Source organism: Halorussus salinus (assembly GCF_004765815.2).
Taxonomy (GTDB): domain Archaea; phylum Halobacteriota; class Halobacteria; order Halobacteriales; family Haladaptataceae; genus Halorussus; species Halorussus salinus.
In genome coordinates this window covers 279284-301931 of sequence record NZ_SBIS02000011.1, presented here as the reverse complement: position 1 = coordinate 301931, position 22648 = coordinate 279284, and the positions used below count along the sequence as shown (strand labels likewise).

Genomic DNA, 22648 nt, shown 5'->3' with positions numbered 1-22648 from the left:
TGTTCCCCCGACTCAGTTCGTCGTTTCGTCTTCCGCGGTAGTCCCCTCACTCGCTGTCGTTTCGCCCTCCGTCTCTCCGCCGCCGAACCCGCCTTGGGGCACGACGAGGACCTGAATCGACTCGGAGACGCTCGGGTACTCGTAGCCGTCCTCGACCTCCTCGATGCGCCGGACCGGCGCGTCCTCGGCGGGACCGGTGTCCGGGCCGGACTGCCGAGGAGCCTGATTTTCTCCGGCACCGGGCTCCTCGTTCTGCTCGGTCCCGGCGTCCCAGAGGCCGACTCGCCGGGTCACGTCGCCCGCGACGGGGTCGCCGTCTCGGAACAGTTCGATGCCCGACGGGCCGGGCGCGAAGAAGAGGTCGTTCGACGGCACGAACATCGTGGCGAACGAGAGGCGGTCGCCCGGCGCGGCCTCGACCTCGAAGCCGTACGCCGCGCCGGGTCCGATGGGTCCGGCCTCCCCGCCAGCGACCGGTTCGGCGAACGCGCCGCTGGCGAGGACGCCCTCGACGCCCTCCAGTTCCCCGCCGAGTCCCGAGGGGTCGCCGTCCTCCGCGAGCGACTCCAGTCCCGCGCTGGCGGACTCGCCGGGCGCGAACAGTTCCACGTTGGGCGAGTGGACCGCGTACGCGCCCGGCGAGAGGATTACCGGTCCCGGTTCTCCCTCCTCGGGGTTCAGCGCGTTCGGTTCCGAGACGTTCACGATGCGGACCTGAAATCGCAGGGTCTCGCCGCGCTCGGTGGTGGTCTCGTCGCTCTCGCCGCTTTCGGTCGTCGTCTGGCCGCCCGCCGTCGTTTCACCGCCTTCCGTCGTTTCGCCGCCCTCCGTGGTCGTCTCCTGCGCGCCAGCGAGGCCCGCCGTGGCCAGCACCCCCGCGACGCCGGTGAGGACGGTTCTGCGAGTCGAAGTCGTCGTGCGCGTCGCGGCTGTCCTGCGAGTCGGCTCTGTGGAGTCGTCGGTCATGTCTCGGCCGAACGTCGGCGACCGACCGAATAAACCGCGACATCCGTTCACGCCGACAACTCTCCCGTTCGATTCGGCAACGCAGATTACCGCCGGAAACGGACGAATCGTACCGGGAAACGACCGATTGACCGCGCCGTGCGGGCGGCGTCCGGCGCGCTATCCGCCGGAGCAACTATTTCGCCGGGACTCCTCGGTCCAGTCGTGCAATCGACGGCTGTGCTGTTCGACATGGACGGCGTCATCGTGAATTCCGAACGCTACTGGGTCGAGACCGAGGAGACCGACATCCTCCCCGCGGCGGTGGACGGGTCGCCCGACACCAGCGAGACGACCGGGATGAACTTCCGGGAGATCTACGACTACCTCGACGCGCGCCACGAGATGACCGAGACGAAAGCCGAGTTCGTCGCCCGCTACGAGGAGGCCGCCCGCGACATCTACGGCGAGGAGGTCGAGTTGATGGACGGGTTCGAGGGTCTCCTCGGGGACCTCCGCGGCGAGGGCCGGACCGTCGCGCTGGTCTCGTCGTCGCCCCACGACTGGATAGACCGCGTCCTCGACCGATTCGACCTGCGCGACGGCTTCGACCGGACGATTAGCGCCGAAGAAATCGACGGCAAGAGCAAGCCCGAACCCGACGTGTACGAGTACGCCGCGAAAGAACTCGGCGTCGCGCCCGACGACTGCATCGCGGTCGAGGACTCGGAGAACGGCGTCCGGTCGGCGAAGCGCGCCGGGATGCAGGTCGTCGGGTACCGCAATCAGTCCGACGAGGAGTTGGACCTCTCGGAGGCCGACGCGGTGGCGGGGTCGGCCGACGAGTTGCGCGAGATACTGCTCTCGGAGTAAACCGATTCTTTAGGGAATGTTGTAACGCCGTTACCAACGAGGTTAAACCTTAAGTATGGTGGTGAGCTACTAGAGTATACCGATAACGCCGTGAGAGGTCGATGACCTCGCAGAGGTGTGAAAAGCACCTCGTCCTCATCGGCTTCAGTATCGTGAGTCGATGTCAAGAATCGACATCACGCCAAAAAATCCAGTTGAGCCGATGTGGGCAAGCGGGTGGGAGGCCAATCACGGGCCGGTTTTTGCGCCGAGCAACCGTTCCTCGACAGTTACAAGTGCGGACTCGGTCACATCGCTTACCTCCTCAAATTGGTCTAACCAATTCTGCCCCTGCAACCGGTCGGCCCGGACTGCGCCCGCGAAACAATCTGCTGTCTGTATACCAGTTACTTTCCGTGAATCCTCGTGACGGACTTTGAGTTCTGGCGTCGTCTCGGTCATCGTCTCGATGATTCTCCCAGACATTTTCTTTGAGAAAAGCCGGTCGAAAGTGAATATGTGGCCGCTTCTGTCTTGCAGAAGCTCTCCAATGATACTAGCGTAACAGTCGGCAATTACACACAGGTCCCAAGCGTACCTCAGGTCGTCTTCGTAGAGACGGTAATGGGCTTGCAACTGAAGTAAGGCACTTTGGTCAATCGTCACGTACCCAAACGACAAATCTTGTTCACACTCGATCAAGCACTCAACCATCCGCCGTCGTTGCGTGTCCGTCAGTTCACTCCACTTTGCTTCCTCGATATTAGTGACGTTCCGAACAGTCCGCTTTGGACATCGGATACAGCGCTCTGCCTCTCCGGCGACGACCGCTAGCACGAATAGGTCTTCGTCACCTTCCAATAGAGAGCGGAGATGCCCCGATTCGTCACCGTAGAGTTCCATCGATTGCCAGAATATTGTTTGTCTGAAGAATAAAAGCGCTTCAATAGAGTTCCGAACTCGGATTCTCACCACCTCCGCTCCGAGAGAGAAACGCCTTTGCCACCCGGCCCCTGTGACTCGTACGATGGAAGTCGCCGAGGCAGTCCCCGACCCCGAGTTCGCCGAGGTGTTCCCGTTCGAGGAGTTCAACGACATGCAACGCGAAGTCGTGGACGCCCTCCTCGAAACCGACGAGAACGTGGTGGCGAGCGCGCCGACCGCGAGCGGGAAGACCGCGCTGGCGGAGCTGGCCATCTGTCGGACCTTGGAAGCTGGCGGGACCGCGCTCTTCGTCGCGCCGATGCGCGCGCTGACCAACGAGAAGGAGAGCGAGTGGGAGCGATTCGAGGAGTTGGGGTACTCGGTCTACGTCGTCACGGGCGAGCGCGACCTCAACCCCCGGCGCGCCGAGCGCGCCGATATCCTCGTGATGACTCCCGAGAAGACCGACTCGGCGACCAGAAAGCACGACTCCCGGCGATACGCCTTCATCCGGGACGTGGACTGCGTGGTCATCGACGAAGTTCACCTGCTGGATTCGGAGAAGCGCGGGAGCGTCCTCGAAGTCACCGTCTCGCGATTGCGGCGACTCACCGACCCCCGAATCGTCGCGCTCTCGGCGACGATGCCCAACGTCGAAGACGTTGCCGACTGGCTCGACGCGCCGCCCGAGACCACCTTCGAGTTCGGCGACGAGTACCGGCCGGTAGACCTCAACTCGGGCGTCAAGACTTACACTCACGGCGACAACTCATTCGCGGACAAGTACCGGCGACTCTACCGCGCGCTGGACCTCGCGGAGCCGCACATCCGCGACGGCGGGCAGGCGTTGGTGTTCGTCTCCTCGCGCCAAGACACCGTACAGGCCGCCAAGAAGGCCCGCGACGAAATCGGCGAGCGCGACGTTCCGATGGGCGCACGAGGAGACTACGACTTCCACAACGAGGCCCAAGACCTCCAGAACGACACGCTCCGGCAGTCGGTGCTGGACGGCGTGGCCTTCCACCACGCGGGACTCTCGAAGGGCGACAAGGACAAGGTAGAGGAGTGGTTCAAGCAGGGCAAGATTCAGCTCCTCTTTTCGACCTCCACGCTCGCGTGGGGCGTCAACCTCCCCGCCAGATGCGTCGTCTTGCGGGACACGAAGCTCCACGACCCCCTCGAAGGCGAGGTGGACATGAGCCCTCTCGACATCCTCCAGATGCTCGGGCGCGCCGGGCGTCCGGAGTACGACGACGTGGGCTACGGCTGGGTCGTCTGCGACCACTCGGAGGCCGACAAGTACCGCAGGCTCCTCCGGGAAGGGAAGGAAATCGAGTCCCGACTGGCGGAGGACGTAGACGCCCACCTCAACGCCGAGATAGCGATGGGGACCATCCGGGACCTCGGCGACGTGATGGACTGGCTCGAAACGACGTTCTACTACGTCCGTGCGAAGTCCAACCCCGATGCCTACGGGCTGGACGACCTGCAAGCCGACCTCCGGACGCGGGTCCGCGAGGCGCTCGAACGACTCGACAGTCGGGGCTTCGTGGATATCGGCGACGACTTGGGCGTCTCGGCGACGCCCCTCGGACGCTTGGCCTCGAAGTTCTACCTCCGACTCGGCACCGCGGGCGAGTTCCACGACCTCGCCCAGCGCGAGGAGATCGACACCGGGGCCGTCCTCCGGACCGTCGCGGACGCCGCGGAGTTCGACAGCGTGAGCGCCCGCCAGTCCGAGCGCGAGGCGGTCGATTCGGTCCTTGTGGGACAGGACGCTGGCGAGTTGGAACCCGGCGCGCGCAAGGTGTTGGCCATCCTGCGCTCCACGACGACGGGGACGACGCCCGGCGAACTCCGGAGCGACGCGTGGGTCATCACCCAGAACGCCCTCCGCTTGCTCGCGGCCCTCCGCGCGTTCCTCGAACGCTTCGACCGCCCGCGCGCCGCCAACCTCGCGCGCCGCGTCGAGGCCCGCATCGAACACGGCGTCAGTTCCGACGCGGTGGGATTGACCGCCATCGACGGCGTGGGGTCGGGCCGCGCGAGCAAACTGGCGAAAGAGGGAATCGCCACGCCCGCGGACGTTCGCGAGGAGGGCGAGGAGGGTCTCGTGGACGCGGGTCTCTCCGCGGGCGTCGCCGAGGCGGTCCGCGAGAGCGCCGCCGACCTCCCTCGACTCTCGGTCGCGTGGGGGTCGTTCCCCGACTCGATTCCGACGGGCGAGAACGACATGCGCGAGGTGACGGTCCGGAACGCGGGCGAGGGAACCCAAGTCGGGATTCGCGTGACGGTCAACGGCGTCGAGATGACCGAGACGACGACCTACCTCGACGGGGAGACGACCATCCCCGTCGGGGTGTTCGGTCCGATGGACGGAACCGAGACGATGGAGTACGTCGTGGAAGTCTCGTTCCCCGAGTTACCACTGCTTCCCGTGACGGACTCGCGGACCGTGCAGGTCGAATAGCAGTCGTCGGCCACCACTCAATCGGCGGCCGAGGTTGCTTTCTCCGCGGCGCGTTGCAACATTCCGTCGTTGGTCGTGTAGTAGTAGTAGAGGCCGACACCGACGGTGCTGACGACGTTCGAGAGCGTCACCGCCCAGAACACCGCATAGACGCCGTAGCCCAGCCAGAAGACCCCGACCGCCGCGATGGGGAGGCGAATCGCCCAGTACTTCAGCAGTCCCGCGACCATGCTGACCTTGGTCCGGCGCGCGCCGTTGAACCCGGCGTTGAACAGGTACCACGCGCCGATAGCCCAGTAGCCGAGGACGAGAATTTCGAGGTAATCGACGGTCATCTCCAAGGCCTTCGGACTCACGTCGGCGACGAACAGGGTGACGAGGAACTCGGGTGCGACCCACTGGACGACGCCCGCGAGCGTGAGTCCGACCGCCGCGACGGCCGCGCCCACCCACGTCGTCTGCCGGGCGCGACTGGGGTTGTCCGCACCGAGGTTCTGGCCGACGATGCTCTGGGCCGCGCCCGCGAGTCCCTGCGCCGGGATGAACGCCACGCTGGCGACTCGCGCGCCGATGGTGTAGGCCGCAAGCGCCGCCGCGCCGCCGACAGCCGAGACCAGCGCGATGATGACGATTCTGACGAGTTGGCTCACCGCGTGCTGTGCGCCCGAGGGGACGCCGACTTCGAGGATTTCGCGGTACTCCGACACGTCGAAGCCGACGGCGCGGTCGGTGAAGGTGAGTCCGTCACGACCGCGGAGAATCATCCCGAGTCCGAGCAGGAGACCGGCGGCATAGCCGATTGCGGTCGCCAGTGCCGCGCCCCGGACGCCCATCTCGGCGAACGGTCCCCACCCGAGGATGAGGAAGGGGTCGAGACCGATGTTGACCAGAACCGCGGTGACGTTGATGTAAAGGGCGGCCCGCGAGTCGCCCCACCCGACGAACGCGCTCTCTATCGCGTCGCTGGTCATCGCGAACGGGAAGCCGAACATGTACGTCGCGAGGTAGGTGGTCGCCAGCGTCGTCACCCCCTCGCCGCTCAACACGAGTTCGATGATAGTCTCCGCACCGACGGCGACGACGAGAGCGCACGTGATACCGAAGAAGAGCGCGAGCGTTGCCCCGTGAAACGCCATCTTCCGACCGCCCGCGTCGTCGTCGCCGCCCGCGCGCTGGGAGACGACGACCTGCGTCCCGGTGTTGACGACCATCGTCACGCTGTAGATGAACGCGATGACGGGGAAGTTGACGCCGACCGCCGCGACTGCGTTCTCGCCGAGTCGCCCGACCCAGAACGTGTCGACGACCTGTTGGGCGACCTGCACGAGGTTCTGCATCACTAATGGTGCCGCCAGAAGTAGTAGAGAGCGAACGAGCGACCCACCAGTGATTTCTTCCCGCGATACGTTCACCATCGTTTTCCTTCAGTTAACAGTAATAAAATATCGCTTCCACTGATAAATTTTCCGATGTATATACGGGTTACGAGTCGGGCGACCATCGAAACTCCTCGCGGGTTTCTCGCAATTTCATCCCATGGGAATATATAGCTACCCCTCCTCGGTGCGAACGAAACATGCTCGGAGCCGAACGCCGCGCGGTTGCGACCCGCGCGCCCGACCTCGCAGGTCTCACGCCCGGCCGGACGGGTAACCTGAGCGTCCGCCGGGACGACCGATTCGCGGTCACGCCGACCGGCGTCGCCTACGACCGTATCGACGCCGCCGACGTGCCCGTGGTCTCGGTGGAGGGCGAGCAGGTCGCTGGCGACACCGCTCCCTCCAGTGAGACGCCGATGCACAGCGCGGTCTACCGCGAGTTCGACGCGGGCGCTATCGTCCACACCCACTCGCCGTGGGCCTCGACGCTGGCGATTCTCCACGAACCGATTCCGCCCGTCCACTACATGCTCGCGCTCGCCGGGACGACCGTCCCGGTCGCCGACTACGCGACCTACGGCACGGCCGAACTCGCCGCGAACGCCGTCGAGGCGATGGAGGAGGCCGACGCCGAAGCGTGCCTGTTGGCCAACCACGGTCTCCTCGTCACGGGCGAGGACGCCGATTCCGCACTCGAAACCGCGGTCAATGTCGAGTACACCGCTCGAATCTACTGTCAGGCGAAAGCGTTCGGCGACCCGGTGGAACTGAGCCGTGAGGAGATGGCCGCCGTCGCCGAGAAGTTCGAGGGGTACGGGCAGGACGAGGAGTGAGGCGGTCGGGGCGGCCTGAGGCCCGCGCTCGGTGGAACTTTCCACGAGCAAACGCCCGCCGAAACGACCACCGTTGGGTGGATAAAGGGGCCGCCCGGTCGCGGCCGAAGGCCGTGGTCGGCTGAGCGGCCCCTATCCGACGCAACTACGTCCGTCGGATATGTCGCTCAGCGACCGCGACCGGGCGGGGGCTTTCTAAGATGAACTCACGATGACTGTCGGAGCGGTTGCTGTTCGAGGAGTTGCGTCGAGCAAGAAGTCGATACTTGCTGAAAACCGCTCCCTCGAAACGCTTAGGACTCGGTATTCGTGTTGTCGGTGTCGGTCTCGCCGTAGTCGGTCGTCGTCTCGGTCCGAGTCGTCGCGTCGCGCTTGCGGCGCTCGCGGGTGGCTCGCCGACTCGCGCGGCCCATCTTGTACGCGGTGTACAGCAGGTAGACGCCCGCCACGCCGACGAGGGTGTAGATGAGGTTCTCGACGGTTTGGGCCGGACCGGGCCGGAAGATAGGCTCTAGCAGGAGGTCGACCACGTTGAGCGGTTCGCCGGTCAACCCCGTGACGCCGAGGATTCCCCACGTTATCGCACCGACGGCGACGAGGAGGATGGCGAGCCAGTCGAAGGCGTTGGTGTTCATAAATTGGGGTAGGAGTTTGAGACGTTTTGTTATTGCGGCCTTATCCGTCTCGGTAGGGCGTCGTACTTCGGTTCCGATTCGATTAGTTCGGCCGTGGCCGAACAGTCGTCGTGATACGAACGGGAGCGATGGTCCAGCGCGTACGCCCGACCTACACCCACTCGTGTCGGGACCATCCCTCGTAGTGCTTCAGTCGAGACTCGATGACGAACGGTTTCCACCCACACCGATGATAGAGGTAGTCTGCCAAGTCTCCGAATCGACTGCTGTCTAACAGCATCCCTCGCTGACGACCGTAGCGGACGAACGGTTGTTGCTTCAACTCCTCGAACGCCGTCTTCGCTTCGCCGTCGTCTTTCACCGCTGCCCGACTCACTACCTCCTCTTTCGGTAACGGCGTTCCGTACTTGTGGTCGGCGATCAGCACCTGTACGACTGCACATCTTGCCTCCTGCGACGCCATGTGTGTCTCTCACCTATTTTGACTCAAGGGATATATTAAAAGACTGGAATCGAAAGTACGCCAAAAAGATTTGGCACACACGCAAAATCTATATGACTCGATACCGTTCGAAGGAACGACCGATGTCGCCCACGAACGATTCGTCGCCTGACTCGGCAGATATGAAGCAGTTGCGTCGCCAAAACCCGAGTGCATGGCTGGAGCTGACCGACAACCAGACGCTTCCGTTGGTCATCGACGCGCTCCTCGATTCACCACCCGGACGCGAGTTCAACAAGAAAGAACTCGGCGACCACGCTGGCGTCAGCCGCGAGTCCGTCCGGACGTACGTCGATACCCTCCTGAAATTCAACGTCGTCGAGGAGGTCCCGGACACGAATCCCCGCCGCTACAGGCTCAACGACGAGGGGAAAGTCACGCGGGCACTGTTCGAACTCCAGAGCGCCCTGAACGCGGAAGGCGCGGCCGCGACGCAGGACCAGCGGAACGTCGCACCCGAAGGCGAGGAGTAGACTCCGGGTCGAAATCACTCAGCGCGCGACGCGGCGGCCGAGAACGAACACGAACAGCGCCACGAGGAGCGCGCCCGCGAGCGATTCGGCTCCGGCGAGCGCCTTCGCCGCGGGACCGACCGGGTGGTAGTCGCCGTACCCGAGCGTCGTGAACGTGACCGTGCTGAAGTAGAGACTTCGGAGGAATAGGCCGCCGAGCGCCGCGCCGGAGCCGACCCGGAACACCTCGTTTCCAGTGGAAATCCCGCCCGCGAACGGGTACGCGAGCGCGCAGGTGAGGATGGTGCCGACGGACCACGTGACGACGTGTTTCAGGCTCTCGCCGTGGCGCGTCAGGTAGCGATTCAGCGTGTAGACGAACCACTGGAAGTACTGGCCCTTCGACCAGTAGTTCGAGCGGTGGGCCTCCTCCTTCCGGACGTGGTACTCGCGGGCCTGTTCGGACATGGCGTTCTCCTCGTGGAGGTCTTGGAGGCGGCGGTAGACCCACGCCGCGGCTTCGAATCGAGAGGTGTCTTCGTAGTTCTCGCCGAGGTCGATGTCGGGGTCTTCGTAGGCAGTTGTGTCGCCGAAATCGGTATTACTGTTGATGCGGGTATCTGAAAAGAGAGTCTGGTAGAAGCGCGTATTTTTAAAATTAGAATCTCGGATATCTGCCTGAACAAGAGAAGCATCCTCAAAATTCACCTGCGAGAAGTTTGTATTCGAGGCTTTTGCGTTTTTGAGAGTTGCTCCCTCGAAATCCGCGCCCTTCAGATATAACTGAGACATTTGTGTATCTGAAAGATTCGCCCCCGCAAATGTTGATTTCGTCATTAGGGCGTTACTTAACATCAGTCCTTTAAGATTTGCCTCGTTGAGGTTGGCTTTTTCAATGGTCAATCCAATTGTATCTGTGTCTCTCAAATCTACATTCGCTAATCTCGAATTAGACATATCTGCTCCTATTAAATCTGCTCCTCGAAGACTACAGTGCCAAAAGTCCGCGTTGACGGCCGACGTATTGCTTAAATCTGCTTCTCTTAAATCTGCTCCCAAAAAGCTGGAATTACAAATATTTGCGTTGGAGAAGTTAACATTAGATAGAGTACTGCTTTTAAAGTCTGCATCCCACAAGATAGCGTCAGCAAACGAAATTGGCGGTATCGCGCTCTTTTTAAGAATCGCGCCATCCAACCGCTCACCCTTGTTTAGCTGTGCATTTTGTAATTCAGTACAAGACTTGGACTCTTTCTCAGTATGCCAAAAACATTTATTATTGTTCTTCCAAATAGATCGCCAACAACAAACTCCACCTAAATCCTCCGGCAAATCTTCAGCACTCACATATCCACACCTATCCTCCGGAACGCGCTCACTCATACCAACCACCACAAATACCCTCGTAAAAAATCCACCTTTCTGCGTAATGAGACTCGCCTCACCGTTTATTAGTCCGAGAACCCAAATTCAAAACAAGGAGATTAGTCCATGAGCAACGTTAAGGAAAATATCGAACTCCTGCGAAGAACCGGCCGCTTCGCCTCGGAAGAGGAGTTCCTCGAAGAGGCGTTCCGGGCACTGCTGGACAAACGTCCGGAACTCCGGACCGAACTCGCCGTCGAGCAGTACAAGACGGGCGACGTGAGCCTCAATCGTGCCGCCGAAATTGCGGGTCACAGTCCCGAGGAGCTCAAAGAGTTGCTTCGTGAGCGCGGAATCGACCGCAACATCGGCTTCCTTGACGACGCCTGACGAGATTCCTCCGTCCGCCTTCTGCAAGCAAGAGAAGTCAAAACCGACCGAACGCCCACCCTCGCCCGCGAATACCCTACCCTTTTCACTACCCCAACCCAACACAGAGCCAATGAGTCGCCGCCGGAAACCCGACTGGCTGAAGATGCAACCGCCGTCCGGCCGAGAGTTCACGGGCATCAAGCAGACCCTGCGGGACCACGACCTCAACACCGTCTGCGAGGAGGCCAACTGTCCGAACCTCGGCGAGTGCTGGAGTGGGAAAAACTCCGACTCGGGCGGCACCGCGACGTTCATGCTGATGGGCGACCAGTGTACCCGCAACTGCGGGTTCTGCGACGTTGACACCGGCGGCGGCCAGCCGTTAGACCCCGACGAACCCGCGAACGTGGCGAGCGCCGTCGCGGAAATCGGCCTCGACTACGTGGTCCTGACCTCGGTGGACCGCGACGACTTGGAGGGGCAGGGCGCGGCCCACTTCGCGCAGACGATTCGGGAGATAAAGAAGCGGGACTCCTCGATTCTCGTGGAGGTTCTCATCCCCGACTTCCGGGGCGAGGAGAGCCTCATCCAGAAGATAATCGACGCCGAGCCGGACGTTATCGCGCACAACGTCGAGACCGTCGAGCGGCTTCAGCAACCGGTCCGCGACCCGCGGGCGGGGTACGAACAGAGCCTCTCGGTCCTCGAACAGGTCGAACGCGAGTCCGACATCTACACCAAGACCTCCATCATGCTCGGCGTCGGCGAGTACGACCACGAGGTCTACCAGACACTCTCGGATTTGCGGGAGGCCGACGTGGACGTGGTGACACTCGGCCAGTACCTCCAGCCCTCTCGTACTCACCTCGACGTGGAGACGTACGTCCACCCCGCGAAGTTCGAGACGTGGCGTCGCGTCGCCGAAGACGAGTTGGACTTCCTCTACTGCGCCAGCGGCCCGATGGTCCGGTCGTCGTACAAGGCGGGCGAACTGTTCGTGGACGCCGTGCTGCGCGACGGCAAGACCGTCGAGCAGGCCAGACGCGAGGCGCGAGGCGGCGTGGCCGCCTCGGACTGACGAGCGAGGAGGTACGACCCGCGAGGCCCGGCGGGCCTCGGTCTGACCGAAAACTCCGAGAGTCCGGTCGGTTGGCTTCGCGAACTCGCCGGTCGGTGCGATTCTACCGAATGTTCCCGCAATAATTGCCGTTCGTTCACCAGAGCCCCATATGAGCAACCCTACGACAGACGATCGTCTATTTTTCTGGAGAAAAGTTCAGAAAAAGCCGATTTCTACGGGAGAAAATGTCGATTCGCGCGAGGAAGCCGGGGAAGAATCGTACCTCCGGAAAGTTAGTTACGAAAACCCTATTACGCCAGCGGGAGACCGTTTCGATATGTCAGGATGGGTTCGACCGTGAGCATCGTACACCAAGACCCGCAGGACCGAGTACAGGTCCTCGACGAGGACGGTAACGTGGTAGAAGGCGCGGACGTGCCCGACATCTCCGACGACGAGATGGTGGCCATGTACCGCGAGATGAAACTCACCCGCCACTTCGACGAGCGAGCGGTCTCGCTCAACCGGCAGGGTCGGATGGGGACCTATCCGCCCCTCTCCGGGCAGGAGGGTGCCCAGATCGGGAGCGCCCACGCGCTGGCCGACGACGACTGGCTGTTCCCGAGCTATCGGGAACACGGTGCCGGGATGGTCCGTGGCCTCTCGCTGAAACAGACCCTGCTGTACTGGATGGGCCACGAGCAGGGCAACGCCATCCCCGACGACACCAACATCTTCACCGTCGCGGTCCCTATCGCCACGCAGATTCCCCACGCGACCGGCGCGTCGTGGGCCTCGAAGCTCAAGGGCGAGGAGAAAGCCTTCGTCTGTTACTTCGGCGACGGAGCGACCTCGGAGGGTGACTTCCACGAGGGACTCAACTTCGCGGGCGTGTTCGACACCCCGACGGTGTTCTTCTGCAACAACAACCAGTGGGCCATCTCGGTGCCCCGCGAGCGTCAGACCGCCTCCGCGACCATCGCCCAGAAGGCCCAAGCCTACGGCTTCGAGGGCGTGCAGGTGGACGGGATGGACCCCCTCGCCGTCTACAAGGTAACGAAAGACGCCATCGAGAAGGCCAAGGACCCCGGCGAGGACGACCTCCGGCCGACGCTCATCGAGGCGGTCCAGTACCGCTACGGTGCCCACACGACGGCCGACGACCCCTCGGTCTACCGCGAGGACGAGGAGGTCGAGCGTTGGAAGCAGAAGGACCCGATTCCGCGACTGGAGGCGTTCCTCCGGGACCGCGGCGTCTTAGACGACGAGAAGGTCGAAACCATCGAACAGGAGGTCAAAGACGAGGTCGCGGATGCCATCGACGCCGCCGAGGAAGTCGAGCGTCCCGACCCCGAGGAGATATTCGCACACGTCTACGCCGACATGCCCAAGCACCTCCGCGAGCAGTTCGAGCAGTTCCAAGGCATCCGCGAGCAGTACGGCGACGACGCGCTACTGGAGGACTAATCAATGAGTCAACAAGCACAACAGCAAGAGACCGAGAACCTCACGCTGGTTCAGGCGGTTCGAGACGGACTGTACACCGAGATGCAGCAGGACGACGACGTACTCGTCATGGGCGAGGACGTTGGGAAGAACGGCGGCGTCTTCCGCGCGACCGAGGGCCTCTACGACGAGTTCGGCGAGGACCGCGTCATCGACACGCCGCTGGCCGAGTCCGGCATCATCGGCACCGCCATCGGCATGGCGGCCTACGGCCTGAAGCCGATTCCGGAAATCCAGTTCATGGGGTTCATCTACCCCGGTTTCGACCAAATCGTGAGCCACGCCGCGCGACTCCGGACCCGTAGCCGCGGCCGGTTCACCTGTCCGATGGTCATCCGCGCGCCGTACGGCGGCGGCATCCGCGCGCCCGAACACCACTCCGAGTCCACGGAGGCGTTCTTCGCCCACCAGCCCGGACTCAAGGTAGTCATCCCCAGCACGCCCTACGACACCAAGGGCCTGCTGACCTCGGCCATCCGCGACCCCGACCCCGTGATGTTCCTCGAACCGAAGCTCATCTACCGGGCGTTCCGCGGCGACGTGCCGACCGAGTCCTACGAGGTGCCCATCGGCGAGGCCGCCGTCCGAAAGGAAGGCTCGGACATCTCGGTGTTCACGTGGGGTGCGATGACCCGACCGACCGTCGAGGCCGCCGAGCAGTTGGAGGGCGAAATCGACGTGGAGGTCGTGGACCTCCGGACCGTCTCCCCGCTCGACGAGGAGACCATCGTCGAGTCGTTCAAGAAGACCGGCCGCGCGGCGGTCGTCCACGAGGCCCCGAAGACCGGCGGCCTCGGCGCGGAGATCTCCTCGATAATTCAGGAGGAGGCCCTGCTGTATCAGGAGGCACCGGTCGAGCGCATCACCGGCTTCGACACGCCGTTCCCGCTGTACGCGCTCGAAGACTACTACCTGCCGGAACCGGCCCGCATCAAGGAAGGCATCCGGGACGCTGTAGGCTTCTAACATGGTACGAGAATTCAAACTGCCCGACGTGGGCGAGGGCGTCGCCGAGGGCGAAATCGTCAGTTGGCTGGTCGAGGAGGGCGACCCGGTCACGGAGGACCAAGCGGTCGCCGAGGTCGAGACCGACAAGGCAATCGTGGAGGTCCCGTCGCCGGTCAACGGCACGGTCCGCGAGATAATCCCCGAAGAGGGCGAAGTCGTGGAAGTCGGGTCGGTCATCATCACCTTCGACGTGGAGGGCGAGGAGGCCGAACCCGCCGACGAGACCGCGACCGAGAGCGCCCAGTCCGACGAGCCGACCGAATCCCAGACCGAGACCGCCGAGGAACCCGAAGTCTCCGCCGACGACTCCGGCGAGGTTTCGACCGGCGAGGGCCGCGTGTTCGCTGCGCCGAGCGCGCGCCGCCTCGCTCGCGAACTCGGCGTGGACATCGCGTCCGTCGATGGGTCCGGCCCGAGCGGTCGCGTGACCGAACGGGACGTGCGCCAAGCCGCCGAGTCGTCGGGCACCGACGACGGGACGGACGAACCGTCGGCCCAATCCGGCGGAGACCCATCCGCCCAATCCGGCGGAGACCCATCCGCCCAATCCGGCGGCGCGACGAGCGGCCCCGGCCCCGCGGACGACGACATGTCCGGCAAGTCCGGCGGTGCGACGAGCGGCCCGGCACCGGGGTCGGTCGAGTCGGCCGACCGCGAGCGGACGCTGGCCGCGCCCGCGACCCGGCGCGTCGCCGAGGAACAGGGCGTGGACCTGAACGCGGTCCCCGCCAGCGAACAGCGCGACGGCGAGGCGTTCGTCACCAGCGAGGCCGTGATGCAGTACGCCGAGGCCCAGCGACAGGCCCAGCAGTCCCAAGCCGAGACCGCGGCCGCGACGCCCGAGGGCGAGCGCGTCGAGCGCATCCAGTACAAGGGCGTCCGCAAGACCATCGGCGACGCGATGTCCCGGTCGAAGTACACCTCGCCCCACGTCACGCACCACGACACCGCGGTCGTGGAGCAACTCGTGGACACCCGTGAACGGCTCAAGCCGAAGGCCGAGGAGCAGGGCATTCGGCTGACCTACATGCCGTTCGTCATGAAGGCGGTCGTCGCCGCGCTCAAACAGCACCCCAAGCTGAACGCCGAGTTGGACGAGGAGGCCGGTGAAATCCTCCGGAAGAACTACTACAACGTCGGCGTGGCGACCGCGACCGACGCCGGACTGATGGTCCCGGTCGTGGACGACATCGACCAGAAAGGTCTCCTGCAAATCTCCAGTGAGGTCAACGAGGTCGTCCAGAAGGCCCGCGACCGCTCCATCTCGCGCGACGAGTTGCAGGGTTCGACGTTCAGCGTCACGAACTTCGGTGCCATCGGCGGCGAGTACGCGACGCCAATCCTCAACTACCCCGAGGCGGCCATCCTCGGCATCGGCGAACTGAAACAGCGCCCCGTCGTCGAAGACGGCGAGGTCGTCGCGAAACACACCCTGCCCATCTCGCTGTCCATCGACCACCGCATCGTGGACGGCGCAGACGCCGCGGCGTTCGCCAACACGTTCATCGAGTACGTCGAGAACCCCGAACTCCTCCTGTTGGAGTAAGGCTCTCGACGCTCTTTCGGCGTTTTCCCCTTTCTACTTCGGTTTCGGACTCGTGCGGTCGCTCGCACTGAAAACTGATATATAGCGTCTCCCGTACTGGCAAATATGACCGAAGTGAGCCTGCGCGACGTGGAGGCGGCACGCGAGCGATTCGACGAGTCGGTCGTCCAGCGGACCGAAATCGAGCGCAGTCGGTCGCTGAGCGAGTTGACCGGCGCGGCGGTCCACCTCAAGATGGAACACCTCCAGCGCACGGGGTCGTTCAAGACCCGAGGAGCGTACAACAAACTCCAGCAGGTCGCCGACCGCGGCGGCGTCTCGCGCGTCGTGGCCGCGAGCGCGGGCAACCACGCCCAAGGCGTCGCACTGGCCGCGACCAAGACCGGCATCGACTCGACCATCGTCATGCCCGAGAACGCGCCGCAGGCGAAAGTCGAGGCCACCAGAGGGTACGGCGCGGACGTGGAGTTGCGTGGCGAGGACTTCCGGGCCGCGATGGCGTACGCCCAGTCGCTGACCGAGGCCGACGACACCGAGTTCGTCCACGCCTACGACGACCCGGCCATCGTCGCGGGGCAGGGCACCATCGGCCTCGAAATCCACGAGCAGTTGCCCGAGGTGGACACCGTGGTCGTGCCCATCGGCGGCGGCGGATTGATTGGCGGTGCTAGCGCCGCACTGGCCGAACTCGACCCCGACGTTCGCGTCGTCGGCGTGCAGGCCGAGGAGGCCGCGACGGTCCCCGAGAGCCTCGACAAGGGGATTCCGGCGTCCATCGACTCGCCGAAGACCATCGCCGACGGCATCGCCACCGGGAGCATCTCGGAGTTGACGCTCGGTCTCATCGAGGAGTACGTGGACGAGGTGGTCACGGTGACCGACGACGAAATCGCCCGCGCGGAACTGTTGTTGCTGGAGCGCGCCAAGCAGTTGGTCGAGGCGGCCGGGGCCTCGTCGGTGGCGGCGCTCCTTGCCGAGGATTTGGACGTGTCCGGCGAGACGGTCGTCCCCGTCCTCTCGGGGGGCAACATCGACATCTCGATGCTCCAGACAGTCCTCACGCAGGCGCTGACCGAGCGCAGTCAACTCCTCCGGCTCCGGGTTCGCATCGAGGACGAACCCGGCGAGATGACGACCCTCTCGGGCATCATCGCCGACACGGGCGCGAACATCCGGACGGTCCGCCACGACCGCGCGGTGGACGACCTGCGCGTCGGCGAGGCGTACCTCGTCTTTCAGGTCGTCACGAGCGGGACCGGCCACGCCGAGAACATCATGGCGAAGGTTCGGGACGCGGGGTACGAGGTCGAACGAGTGGCGTAGCCTGGGGTCGTCCACAACTTCATAAGTGAAGACGCCCCAGTTTCGTGTAGAGATGGCCTCGGAACGGAAGAACGCCCGCGGCGGAGATTCGAGTGACCTCGCCGAGACTATCGGCCTGTACGCGCTCGGCGAAATCAGCCTCGGAAAAGCCGCCGAGCGGACCGGTGTCACTCGCTGGGAGATGAGGGACATCCTCCGAGAGGCGGGTGTAGAACTACGACTCGGCCCGCAGAGCGAAGAGGAGTTGGAGAGTGAAGTCGATGTCGCGCTGGACCTCGAATGAGTCGGAGCGAACAGCCATCAGTACTAATTCTCGATGCGACCGTACTGAGCAACTTTTCGAGTTCCGACTCGATTCCGTGGTTGATATTGGCTTTCGCCGCGCCCGAAACGGTCCCTGCCGTCCGACGCGAACTCCGACGAGGCGTCGAAAACGGACACGAATTTCTCCGGTCGGTAGTTCGAGCCATCGACGACGACCGAATTCCGACGTTCGACCCGGCGGACGAACTCGTGACCGAGGTGGAATACTCGTACGCTTACGAACGCCTCGACCCCGGCGAGGCAGAAGCCTTCGTCGTAGCCGAACAGACCGACGAAACACTCGTCACAGACGACTTGGCGGCACGCCGACTCGCGGACGACTACGACGTGGCGAAGACTGGCTCTATCGGCCTGTTGGTAAACGGTATCGTCAACGACGAGATTTCGGTCGAGACTGCTGATACGTGGCTCGACAGGTGGCGTCGAGAGCGTGACTACTACGCTCCAGTCGAATCTGTCGCCGAGGCTCTTCCGGACGACTCCGAGTGAAACGCTAGCATTCCAGTCTCGCCGCAAAATCCACCTCATTTTTCACCTACAAGCGCGACTCCTCGAACATATGGTCGTCGGAGACATCTCGACGGGAACGGACGTACTGGTTATCGGCGCGGGACCGGGCGGCTACGTCGCCGCGATTCGCGCGGGGCAGTTGGACTTGGACGTGACGCTCGTGGAGAAAGACGCCTACGGCGGAACGTGTCTGAACTACGGGTGTATCCCCTCGAAGGCGATGATTACCGCCTCGGACCTCGCTCACGAGGCGGGCCACGCCGAGGAGATGGGCATCTACGCCGACCCCGAGGTCGAGATGGACGAGATGGTCGGCTGGAAGGACGGCGTCGTGGACCAGTTGACCGGCGGCGTGGAAAAGCTCGCCAAGGCCAACGGCGTCGAACTGATGGAGGGCCGCGCGGAGTTCGCCGACGAGAACAAGGCCCGAGTCGTCCACGGCGGCGAGGGACAGGGGTCCGAGACCGTCGAGTTCGAACACGCCATCGTTTCGACTGGAAGTCGCCCCATCGAGGTGCCGGGCTTCGACTTCGGCGACGACCCGGTACTCGACTCCCGGCAGGCGCTCGCGCTGGACGAAGTTCCGGAGAGCCTCGTCATCGTCGGCGCGGGCTACATCGGCATGGAACTGGCGGGCGTGTTCGCCAAGTTGGGGACCGACGTGACCGTCGTCGAGATGCTCGACTCGGTGCTGCCGGGCTACGAGGAGGACCTCGCCCGCCCCGTCAAGCAGAAAGCCGAGGAGTTGGACATCGACTTCCACTTCGGCGAGGCCGCCAGCGAGTGGGAGGAGTCCGGCGACGGCATCACCGTGATGACCGAGGACGAGGAGGGAACCGTCTCGGAGTTCGGTGCCGAGAAGGTGCTGGTCGCGGTCGGTCGCGAACCCGTCACCGACACGCTCGAACTCGACAACGCGGGCGTCGAGACCGACGAGAACGGCTTCGTGCCGACCGACGACCGCACGCGGACGAACGTGGACCACATCCACGCTATCGGCGACGTGGCGGGCGAACCGATGCTCGCGCACGTCGCCAGCAAGGAAGGGCAGGTCGCCGCGGAGGTCATCGCCGGTGAACCCGCCGCGCTCGACTATCAGGCGGTCCCCGCGGCCGTGTTCACCGACCCCGAAATCGGCACGGTCGGCATGACCGAGGAGGAAGCCGACGAGGAGGGCTTCGAGCCGGTCGTCGGCAAGTTCCCGTTCAACGCCTCGGGACGCGCGCTCACGACGGGCCACGCCGACGGCTTCGTCCGCATCGTCGCCGACGAGCCGAGCGGGTTCCTGCTCGGTGCCCAAATCGTCGGGCCGGAGGCCTCCGAACTCGTCGCGGAGATGGGGCTGGCCATCGAGATGGGCGCGACGCTCGAAGACGTGGCCGCGACGATTCACACCCACCCGACCTTGAGCGAGGCCGTGATGGAGGCCGCCGAGAACGCGCTGGGGCACGCGATTCACACCCTGAATCGGTGAGCCGACTCGCGTAGCGAGTCGATTCGAATGCGACTACGTGCCAGTATCGGGGCAAACATTATAAACTTAGGCCTAAAACCTTATGGTCGTATGGGAACCTCCATCCGTAGAGTCGCCGATTTCGTTCGACCGCCGGAGGACGAATCTCCCGACGACGAACTGCTCCCTTCGTCGGAATCCGAAGAGACCTCTCGGCTCGGCGACCGCCTTCAGGCCACACTCGAAGACGTTTCTGTCGATTCAGTTAAGGCAGTTCGGGAAGTACGACGACGGGAATGAAGGTCTTCGTCGATACGAACATCTTCATCGCCGCGTCCGTGGACGAACCGGGTCGTGGTGATCTCGCTACCGAGTTTTTGAATCAAGACTACGACTACTGCACGACGGTATTCAACGTGATGGAGTTCCGGACTGTACTGGCGAAGAAAAAACAGGTCGAACAGGGGCGAGTAGAAGCCCGTCTTGAAGACATTTCCAAATCGGTCGATATTTTTGTCCCCGATATTGGAGAGATCATTGACGCGTACGAACTCCAAGCAGATTTGCTCCTCTATCCGATGGACTGTCTAACGCTCGCTATGGCAGACGGCGAGGATGCACCCCTTGTGACGTTTGACGCCGAACTACTGGAGAACGGTGCGAAGTCTCCAGACGAATTCTTGTAACTCCTCCGGACGATACTGTCGAATTCTGCTTCGCGTTCAGTAGTCACTTCGATGCCGATTCCTAGCGAATTATTATGTCCTTTGATAACGTACATCACGATATGGCCCACAGCAGACCCGGCGGCCACTCCCCGTTCGAGCGACTGCGCTCGCGCTACGAGGAGCGCGACCTCGTCTGTCCGAAGTGCGGCTACGACGACGCCGACGGGAAGTGGCTCGCGGCGACCGGTGGCGACCGCATCCAGTACCGCCACCTCTGTCCCAGTTGCGGCTACGTCCGGCGTCGGACGTTCCTCCTCGGCGAGGAGTGAGCGGAGCGTCGCGCGACTCGGCTTCGATTTCGGGGCGCGACTGGATAGATTTATCCGACGGGAACGGACTCTCGGAGATATGGGACCCGCTGGCTCCGAAGCGCCGCCCGAGAACGAACACGGGTGGGAGGTCGTCGAGAACGTCTCGGTGGACGAACCGGAACACACCGCGAAGAACACCATCTACCGATGGGTGGACACGGAGGCCGAGGTGGTGCTGTACTACTTCACGGGCGCACAGAAGGGCGGACTGACCGCCGTCCCGCTCGGTGAGACGGCTCTAGGGTCGGACGAGGAGTAGCGGACGTGAATCGGTGTTCTCGTCGGTTCCCTCGTTGCCACTAATTCTATCGGCGGAGATGGCGAGTTCTGCGGAGAAGAGTTGGCTGTTGGTGACTGTCGCCGCGAAGCGATTTCTGCGGAGAGAAGCTAGCCGTTGGTGACCGTGGCCGGGAAGCGGGCAATTTCTGCGGAGAGAAGCGAGTTACTGCCGACAAAACGGAGTCTCCCGCACAGCACCGCGCCGCGACAGCCACACGCCTCCCCACCCGATTGCGGTCCTCACGTCGTTGCGGTCCTCATCCCTCGCGCGGTTGGCGCGACGCGTTCGCGCCGCGCCCGCACGCGCCGACCACCGTGGAACGTGGCCGCTGGCAGTCAAAAATCAAAATTATTTGTTCTCACACCCTAAACAATTCCTTAAGAAACCAAAACCAATATCTCGTCGCTCCCGCTCCTTCTGTCGAGAAAATCTGTCATACCCGACGCCCTTTTGACCGCCGCCGCGAAACGCTGGCCCATGCAAGCAGTCACGCTCGGTCCCGAGGGGACCTACTCGCACCGCGCCGCTAGCGCCGTCGCCGACGAGGTCGAGTTCCGCGAGTCCGTCACCGCCATCGTGGAGGCCGTCGCCGACGAGGAGTACGACCGCGGCGTGGTCCCAATCGAGAACAGCATCGAGGGGAGCGTCACCGAGACGCTGGACGCGCTGAGCGAGCGCGAAATCGCCGCCGTGCAGGAAATCGTCACGCCGATTCGCCACGCCCTGCTCGCCCAGCGCGACGAGTTCTCCGTCGTCGCCAGCCACTCCCAAGCGTTGGCCCAGTGTCGAAGCTACCTCGAAGCCGAGTACCCCGACGCGGACCTCGAAGCGGTCGCCAGCACCGCCCGCGGCGTCGAACACGCCCGCGAGAACCCCGACGTGGCCGCCATCGGCCACCCGGACAACGCCAGCGGCGACCCGGACCTCTCGGTCGTCGCCGAGGGGATTCAGGACCGGAACTCGAACGCGACGCGCTTCTTCGTCATCGCGCCCGCGAGCGAGCAGTCCGAGGCGGGCGGCAAGTCCTCGCTGGTGGTCTACCCGAACGCCAACTACCCCGGTCTCCTGCTCGAACTGCTGGAACCGTTCGCCGAGCGTGATGTCAACCTGACGCGCGTTGAGTCCCGCCCGAGCGGCGAGCGGTTGGGCGACTACGTGTTCCACGTCGATTTCGAGGCGGGCCTCTACGAGGAGCGCGCCCGAGCGGCCATCGCCGACGTGGAGGACATCGCCGAGAACGGGTGGGTCCGGCGACTCGGGTCCTACGACACCGAACACGTGCTGTACTGACCGCCCGACTGGCGCTCGACGGCTCCGGGTCTCCCGTCGGGCTGAATTTTTAAGGCGGAACGCGGCGAACTCCCGACGGGCGAGACGCCCAGTGGGGACCTATGGCAGGACGAAAGAATCCGTTCGAAGACTTGGAACAGATGATAGAGCGCATGAGCCGCCAGTTCGAGGAGTCGATGGGCGGCGAGATAGCTGGTCAACTCGGCGGCGGCGCGTCCGTCGACGTGGCCGACCGGGGCGACGAGTTCGTCGTCACCGCCGACCTCCCCGGTTTCCGGAAGGAGGACATCGACGTGACGCTCCGGGGCGACCACCTCCAGATTCGCGCCGAGACCGAACAGGAGACCGAAGAAGAAGGCGACGAGGAGGGCCGATACATCCGGAAGGAGCGCCGCCACCAGTCGGTCAACCGTACCGTGACCTTCCCCGAGGAGGTAGACGACGGGAACGTCGCCGCCGAGTACCGAAACGGCGTGCTGACGGTGACGGTCGGGAAACTGGCCGCTGGCGGCGAGGATTCGCACAGCATCGACATCGAGTGAGAGCGCGGTCGCTCCCGAACGCGACGCGAGCGCGCTCG

Annotated in this window: 24 protein-coding genes; 18 read left to right on the top strand and 6 right to left on the bottom strand. The window is 63.7% G+C overall.

All coding sequences use genetic code 11. From position 1 onward, the window contains the following. Positions 1-12: 12 nt before the first annotated feature. Positions 13-966 (bottom strand): spondin domain-containing protein, encoded by a 954-nt coding sequence (locus EPL00_RS20890; protein WP_135854715.1) that lies wholly within the window; start codon positions 964-966, stop codon positions 13-15. Positions 967-1170: 204 nt separating this feature from the next. Between EPL00_RS20890 and EPL00_RS20885 the strand changes: the two genes are divergently transcribed. Continuing rightward, a complete protein-coding gene (locus tag EPL00_RS20885) occupies positions 1171-1818 on the top strand; it encodes an HAD family hydrolase (RefSeq protein ID WP_238398271.1) in 648 nt (215 codons plus the stop codon). A gap of 228 nt (positions 1819-2046) precedes the next feature. Here the strand turns inward: EPL00_RS20885 and EPL00_RS20880 are convergent, their stop codons facing one another. Beyond that, a complete protein-coding gene (locus tag EPL00_RS20880; RefSeq protein ID WP_135854716.1) occupies positions 2047-2700 on the bottom strand; it encodes a DUF3800 domain-containing protein in 654 nt (217 codons plus the stop codon). Between the two features lie 124 nt (positions 2701-2824). Between EPL00_RS20880 and EPL00_RS20875 the strand changes: the two genes are divergently transcribed. After that, on the top strand, positions 2825-5191 hold the full coding sequence (locus EPL00_RS20875; RefSeq protein WP_135854717.1) for a DEAD/DEAH box helicase: 2367 nt from the start codon (positions 2825-2827) through the stop codon (positions 5189-5191). A 17-nt stretch (positions 5192-5208) separates the two neighbouring features. Here EPL00_RS20875 and EPL00_RS20870 read toward each other — a convergent pair whose 3' ends face one another. Further along, positions 5209-6606 carry an MATE family efflux transporter gene (locus tag EPL00_RS20870; RefSeq protein WP_135854718.1) on the bottom strand — a complete coding sequence of 466 codons (1398 nt, stop codon included), beginning with the start codon at positions 6604-6606 and terminating at the stop codon, positions 5209-5211. A 161-nt stretch (positions 6607-6767) separates the two neighbouring features. Here EPL00_RS20870 and EPL00_RS20865 point away from each other — a divergent pair, with 161 nt between their 5' ends. Beyond that, the gene (locus EPL00_RS20865) at positions 6768-7403 is read left to right on the top strand and encodes a class II aldolase/adducin family protein (protein WP_135854719.1); all 636 of its coding nucleotides are present in this window, start codon (positions 6768-6770) and stop codon (positions 7401-7403) included. A 293-nt stretch (positions 7404-7696) separates the two neighbouring features. On the opposite strand, the gene EPL00_RS20860 is transcribed toward EPL00_RS20865, so the two are convergent. Together EPL00_RS20860 and EPL00_RS20855 are read right to left on the bottom strand one after the other, a co-directional pair. Beyond that, a complete protein-coding gene (locus EPL00_RS20860; protein ID WP_135854720.1) occupies positions 7697-8038 on the bottom strand; it encodes a DUF378 domain-containing protein in 342 nt (113 codons plus the stop codon). Between the two features lie 151 nt (positions 8039-8189). Further along, positions 8190-8501, bottom strand: a complete 312-nt coding sequence (locus EPL00_RS20855; RefSeq protein WP_202932725.1) for a hypothetical protein — start codon at positions 8499-8501, stop codon at positions 8190-8192. A 122-nt stretch (positions 8502-8623) separates the two neighbouring features. On the opposite strand from EPL00_RS20855, the gene EPL00_RS20850 reads away from it, so the two are divergent. Beyond that, complete coding sequence (locus EPL00_RS20850) at positions 8624-9013, top strand: hypothetical protein (protein ID WP_135854721.1); 390 nt, start codon at positions 8624-8626, stop codon at positions 9011-9013. Positions 9014-9031: 18 nt separating this feature from the next. On the opposite strand, the gene EPL00_RS20845 is transcribed toward EPL00_RS20850, so the two are convergent. Continuing rightward, positions 9032-10375: a pentapeptide repeat-containing protein gene (locus EPL00_RS20845; protein WP_135854722.1), complete on the bottom strand. Its 1344-nt coding sequence runs from the start codon at positions 10373-10375 to the stop codon at positions 9032-9034. Positions 10376-10483: 108 nt separating this feature from the next. Between EPL00_RS20845 and EPL00_RS20840 the strand changes: the two genes are divergently transcribed. The 14 genes from EPL00_RS20840 (at position 10484) to EPL00_RS20775 (ending at position 22610) form a co-directional block, all read left to right on the top strand. After that, on the top strand, positions 10484-10747 hold the full coding sequence (locus EPL00_RS20840) for a UPF0175 family protein (protein WP_135854723.1): 264 nt from the start codon (positions 10484-10486) through the stop codon (positions 10745-10747). Positions 10748-10859: 112 nt separating this feature from the next. Beyond that, on the top strand, positions 10860-11807 hold the full coding sequence (gene lipA / locus EPL00_RS20835; protein ID WP_135854724.1) for a lipoyl synthase: 948 nt from the start codon (positions 10860-10862) through the stop codon (positions 11805-11807). Between the two features lie 327 nt (positions 11808-12134). Further along, positions 12135-13256 (top strand): pyruvate dehydrogenase (acetyl-transferring) E1 component subunit alpha, encoded by a 1122-nt coding sequence (pdhA, locus tag EPL00_RS20830; protein WP_202932724.1) that lies wholly within the window; start codon positions 12135-12137, stop codon positions 13254-13256. Positions 13257-13259: 3 nt separating this feature from the next. Beyond that, positions 13260-14261 carry an alpha-ketoacid dehydrogenase subunit beta gene (locus EPL00_RS20825; RefSeq protein WP_135854726.1) on the top strand — a complete coding sequence of 334 codons (1002 nt, stop codon included), beginning with the start codon at positions 13260-13262 and terminating at the stop codon, positions 14259-14261. Position 14262: 1 nt separating this feature from the next. Next, a complete protein-coding gene (locus EPL00_RS20820) occupies positions 14263-15849 on the top strand; it encodes a dihydrolipoamide acetyltransferase family protein (RefSeq protein ID WP_135854727.1) in 1587 nt (528 codons plus the stop codon). A gap of 105 nt (positions 15850-15954) precedes the next feature. After that, positions 15955-17172: a threonine ammonia-lyase gene (gene ilvA, locus EPL00_RS20815; protein WP_135854728.1), complete on the top strand. Its 1218-nt coding sequence runs from the start codon at positions 15955-15957 to the stop codon at positions 17170-17172. A 52-nt stretch (positions 17173-17224) separates the two neighbouring features. Continuing rightward, positions 17225-17455: a UPF0175 family protein gene (locus EPL00_RS20810; RefSeq protein WP_135854729.1), complete on the top strand. Its 231-nt coding sequence runs from the start codon at positions 17225-17227 to the stop codon at positions 17453-17455. 230 nt (positions 17456-17685) lie between these two features. Beyond that, on the top strand, positions 17686-17985 hold the full coding sequence (locus EPL00_RS23900; protein ID WP_238398268.1) for a hypothetical protein: 300 nt from the start codon (positions 17686-17688) through the stop codon (positions 17983-17985). A 70-nt stretch (positions 17986-18055) separates the two neighbouring features. After that, positions 18056-19480, top strand: coding sequence for a dihydrolipoyl dehydrogenase (lpdA, locus tag EPL00_RS20800; RefSeq protein ID WP_135854731.1), 1425 nt, complete (start codon positions 18056-18058; stop codon positions 19478-19480). Positions 19481-19755: 275 nt separating this feature from the next. Then, the gene (locus EPL00_RS20795) at positions 19756-20145 is read left to right on the top strand and encodes a type II toxin-antitoxin system VapC family toxin (RefSeq protein ID WP_135854732.1); all 390 of its coding nucleotides are present in this window, start codon (positions 19756-19758) and stop codon (positions 20143-20145) included. Positions 20146-20246: 101 nt separating this feature from the next. Further along, positions 20247-20456 (top strand): HVO_0649 family zinc finger protein, encoded by a 210-nt coding sequence (locus EPL00_RS20790; RefSeq protein WP_135854733.1) that lies wholly within the window; start codon positions 20247-20249, stop codon positions 20454-20456. Positions 20457-20535: 79 nt separating this feature from the next. Continuing rightward, positions 20536-20757, top strand: coding sequence for a hypothetical protein (locus EPL00_RS20785; protein ID WP_135854734.1), 222 nt, complete (start codon positions 20536-20538; stop codon positions 20755-20757). A gap of 498 nt (positions 20758-21255) precedes the next feature. Continuing rightward, positions 21256-22068 (top strand): prephenate dehydratase, encoded by an 813-nt coding sequence (pheA, locus tag EPL00_RS20780; RefSeq protein WP_135854735.1) that lies wholly within the window; start codon positions 21256-21258, stop codon positions 22066-22068. 101 nt (positions 22069-22169) lie between these two features. Continuing rightward, the gene (locus EPL00_RS20775) at positions 22170-22610 is read left to right on the top strand and encodes an Hsp20/alpha crystallin family protein (RefSeq protein WP_135854736.1); all 441 of its coding nucleotides are present in this window, start codon (positions 22170-22172) and stop codon (positions 22608-22610) included. Positions 22611-22648 lie beyond the last annotated feature (38 nt).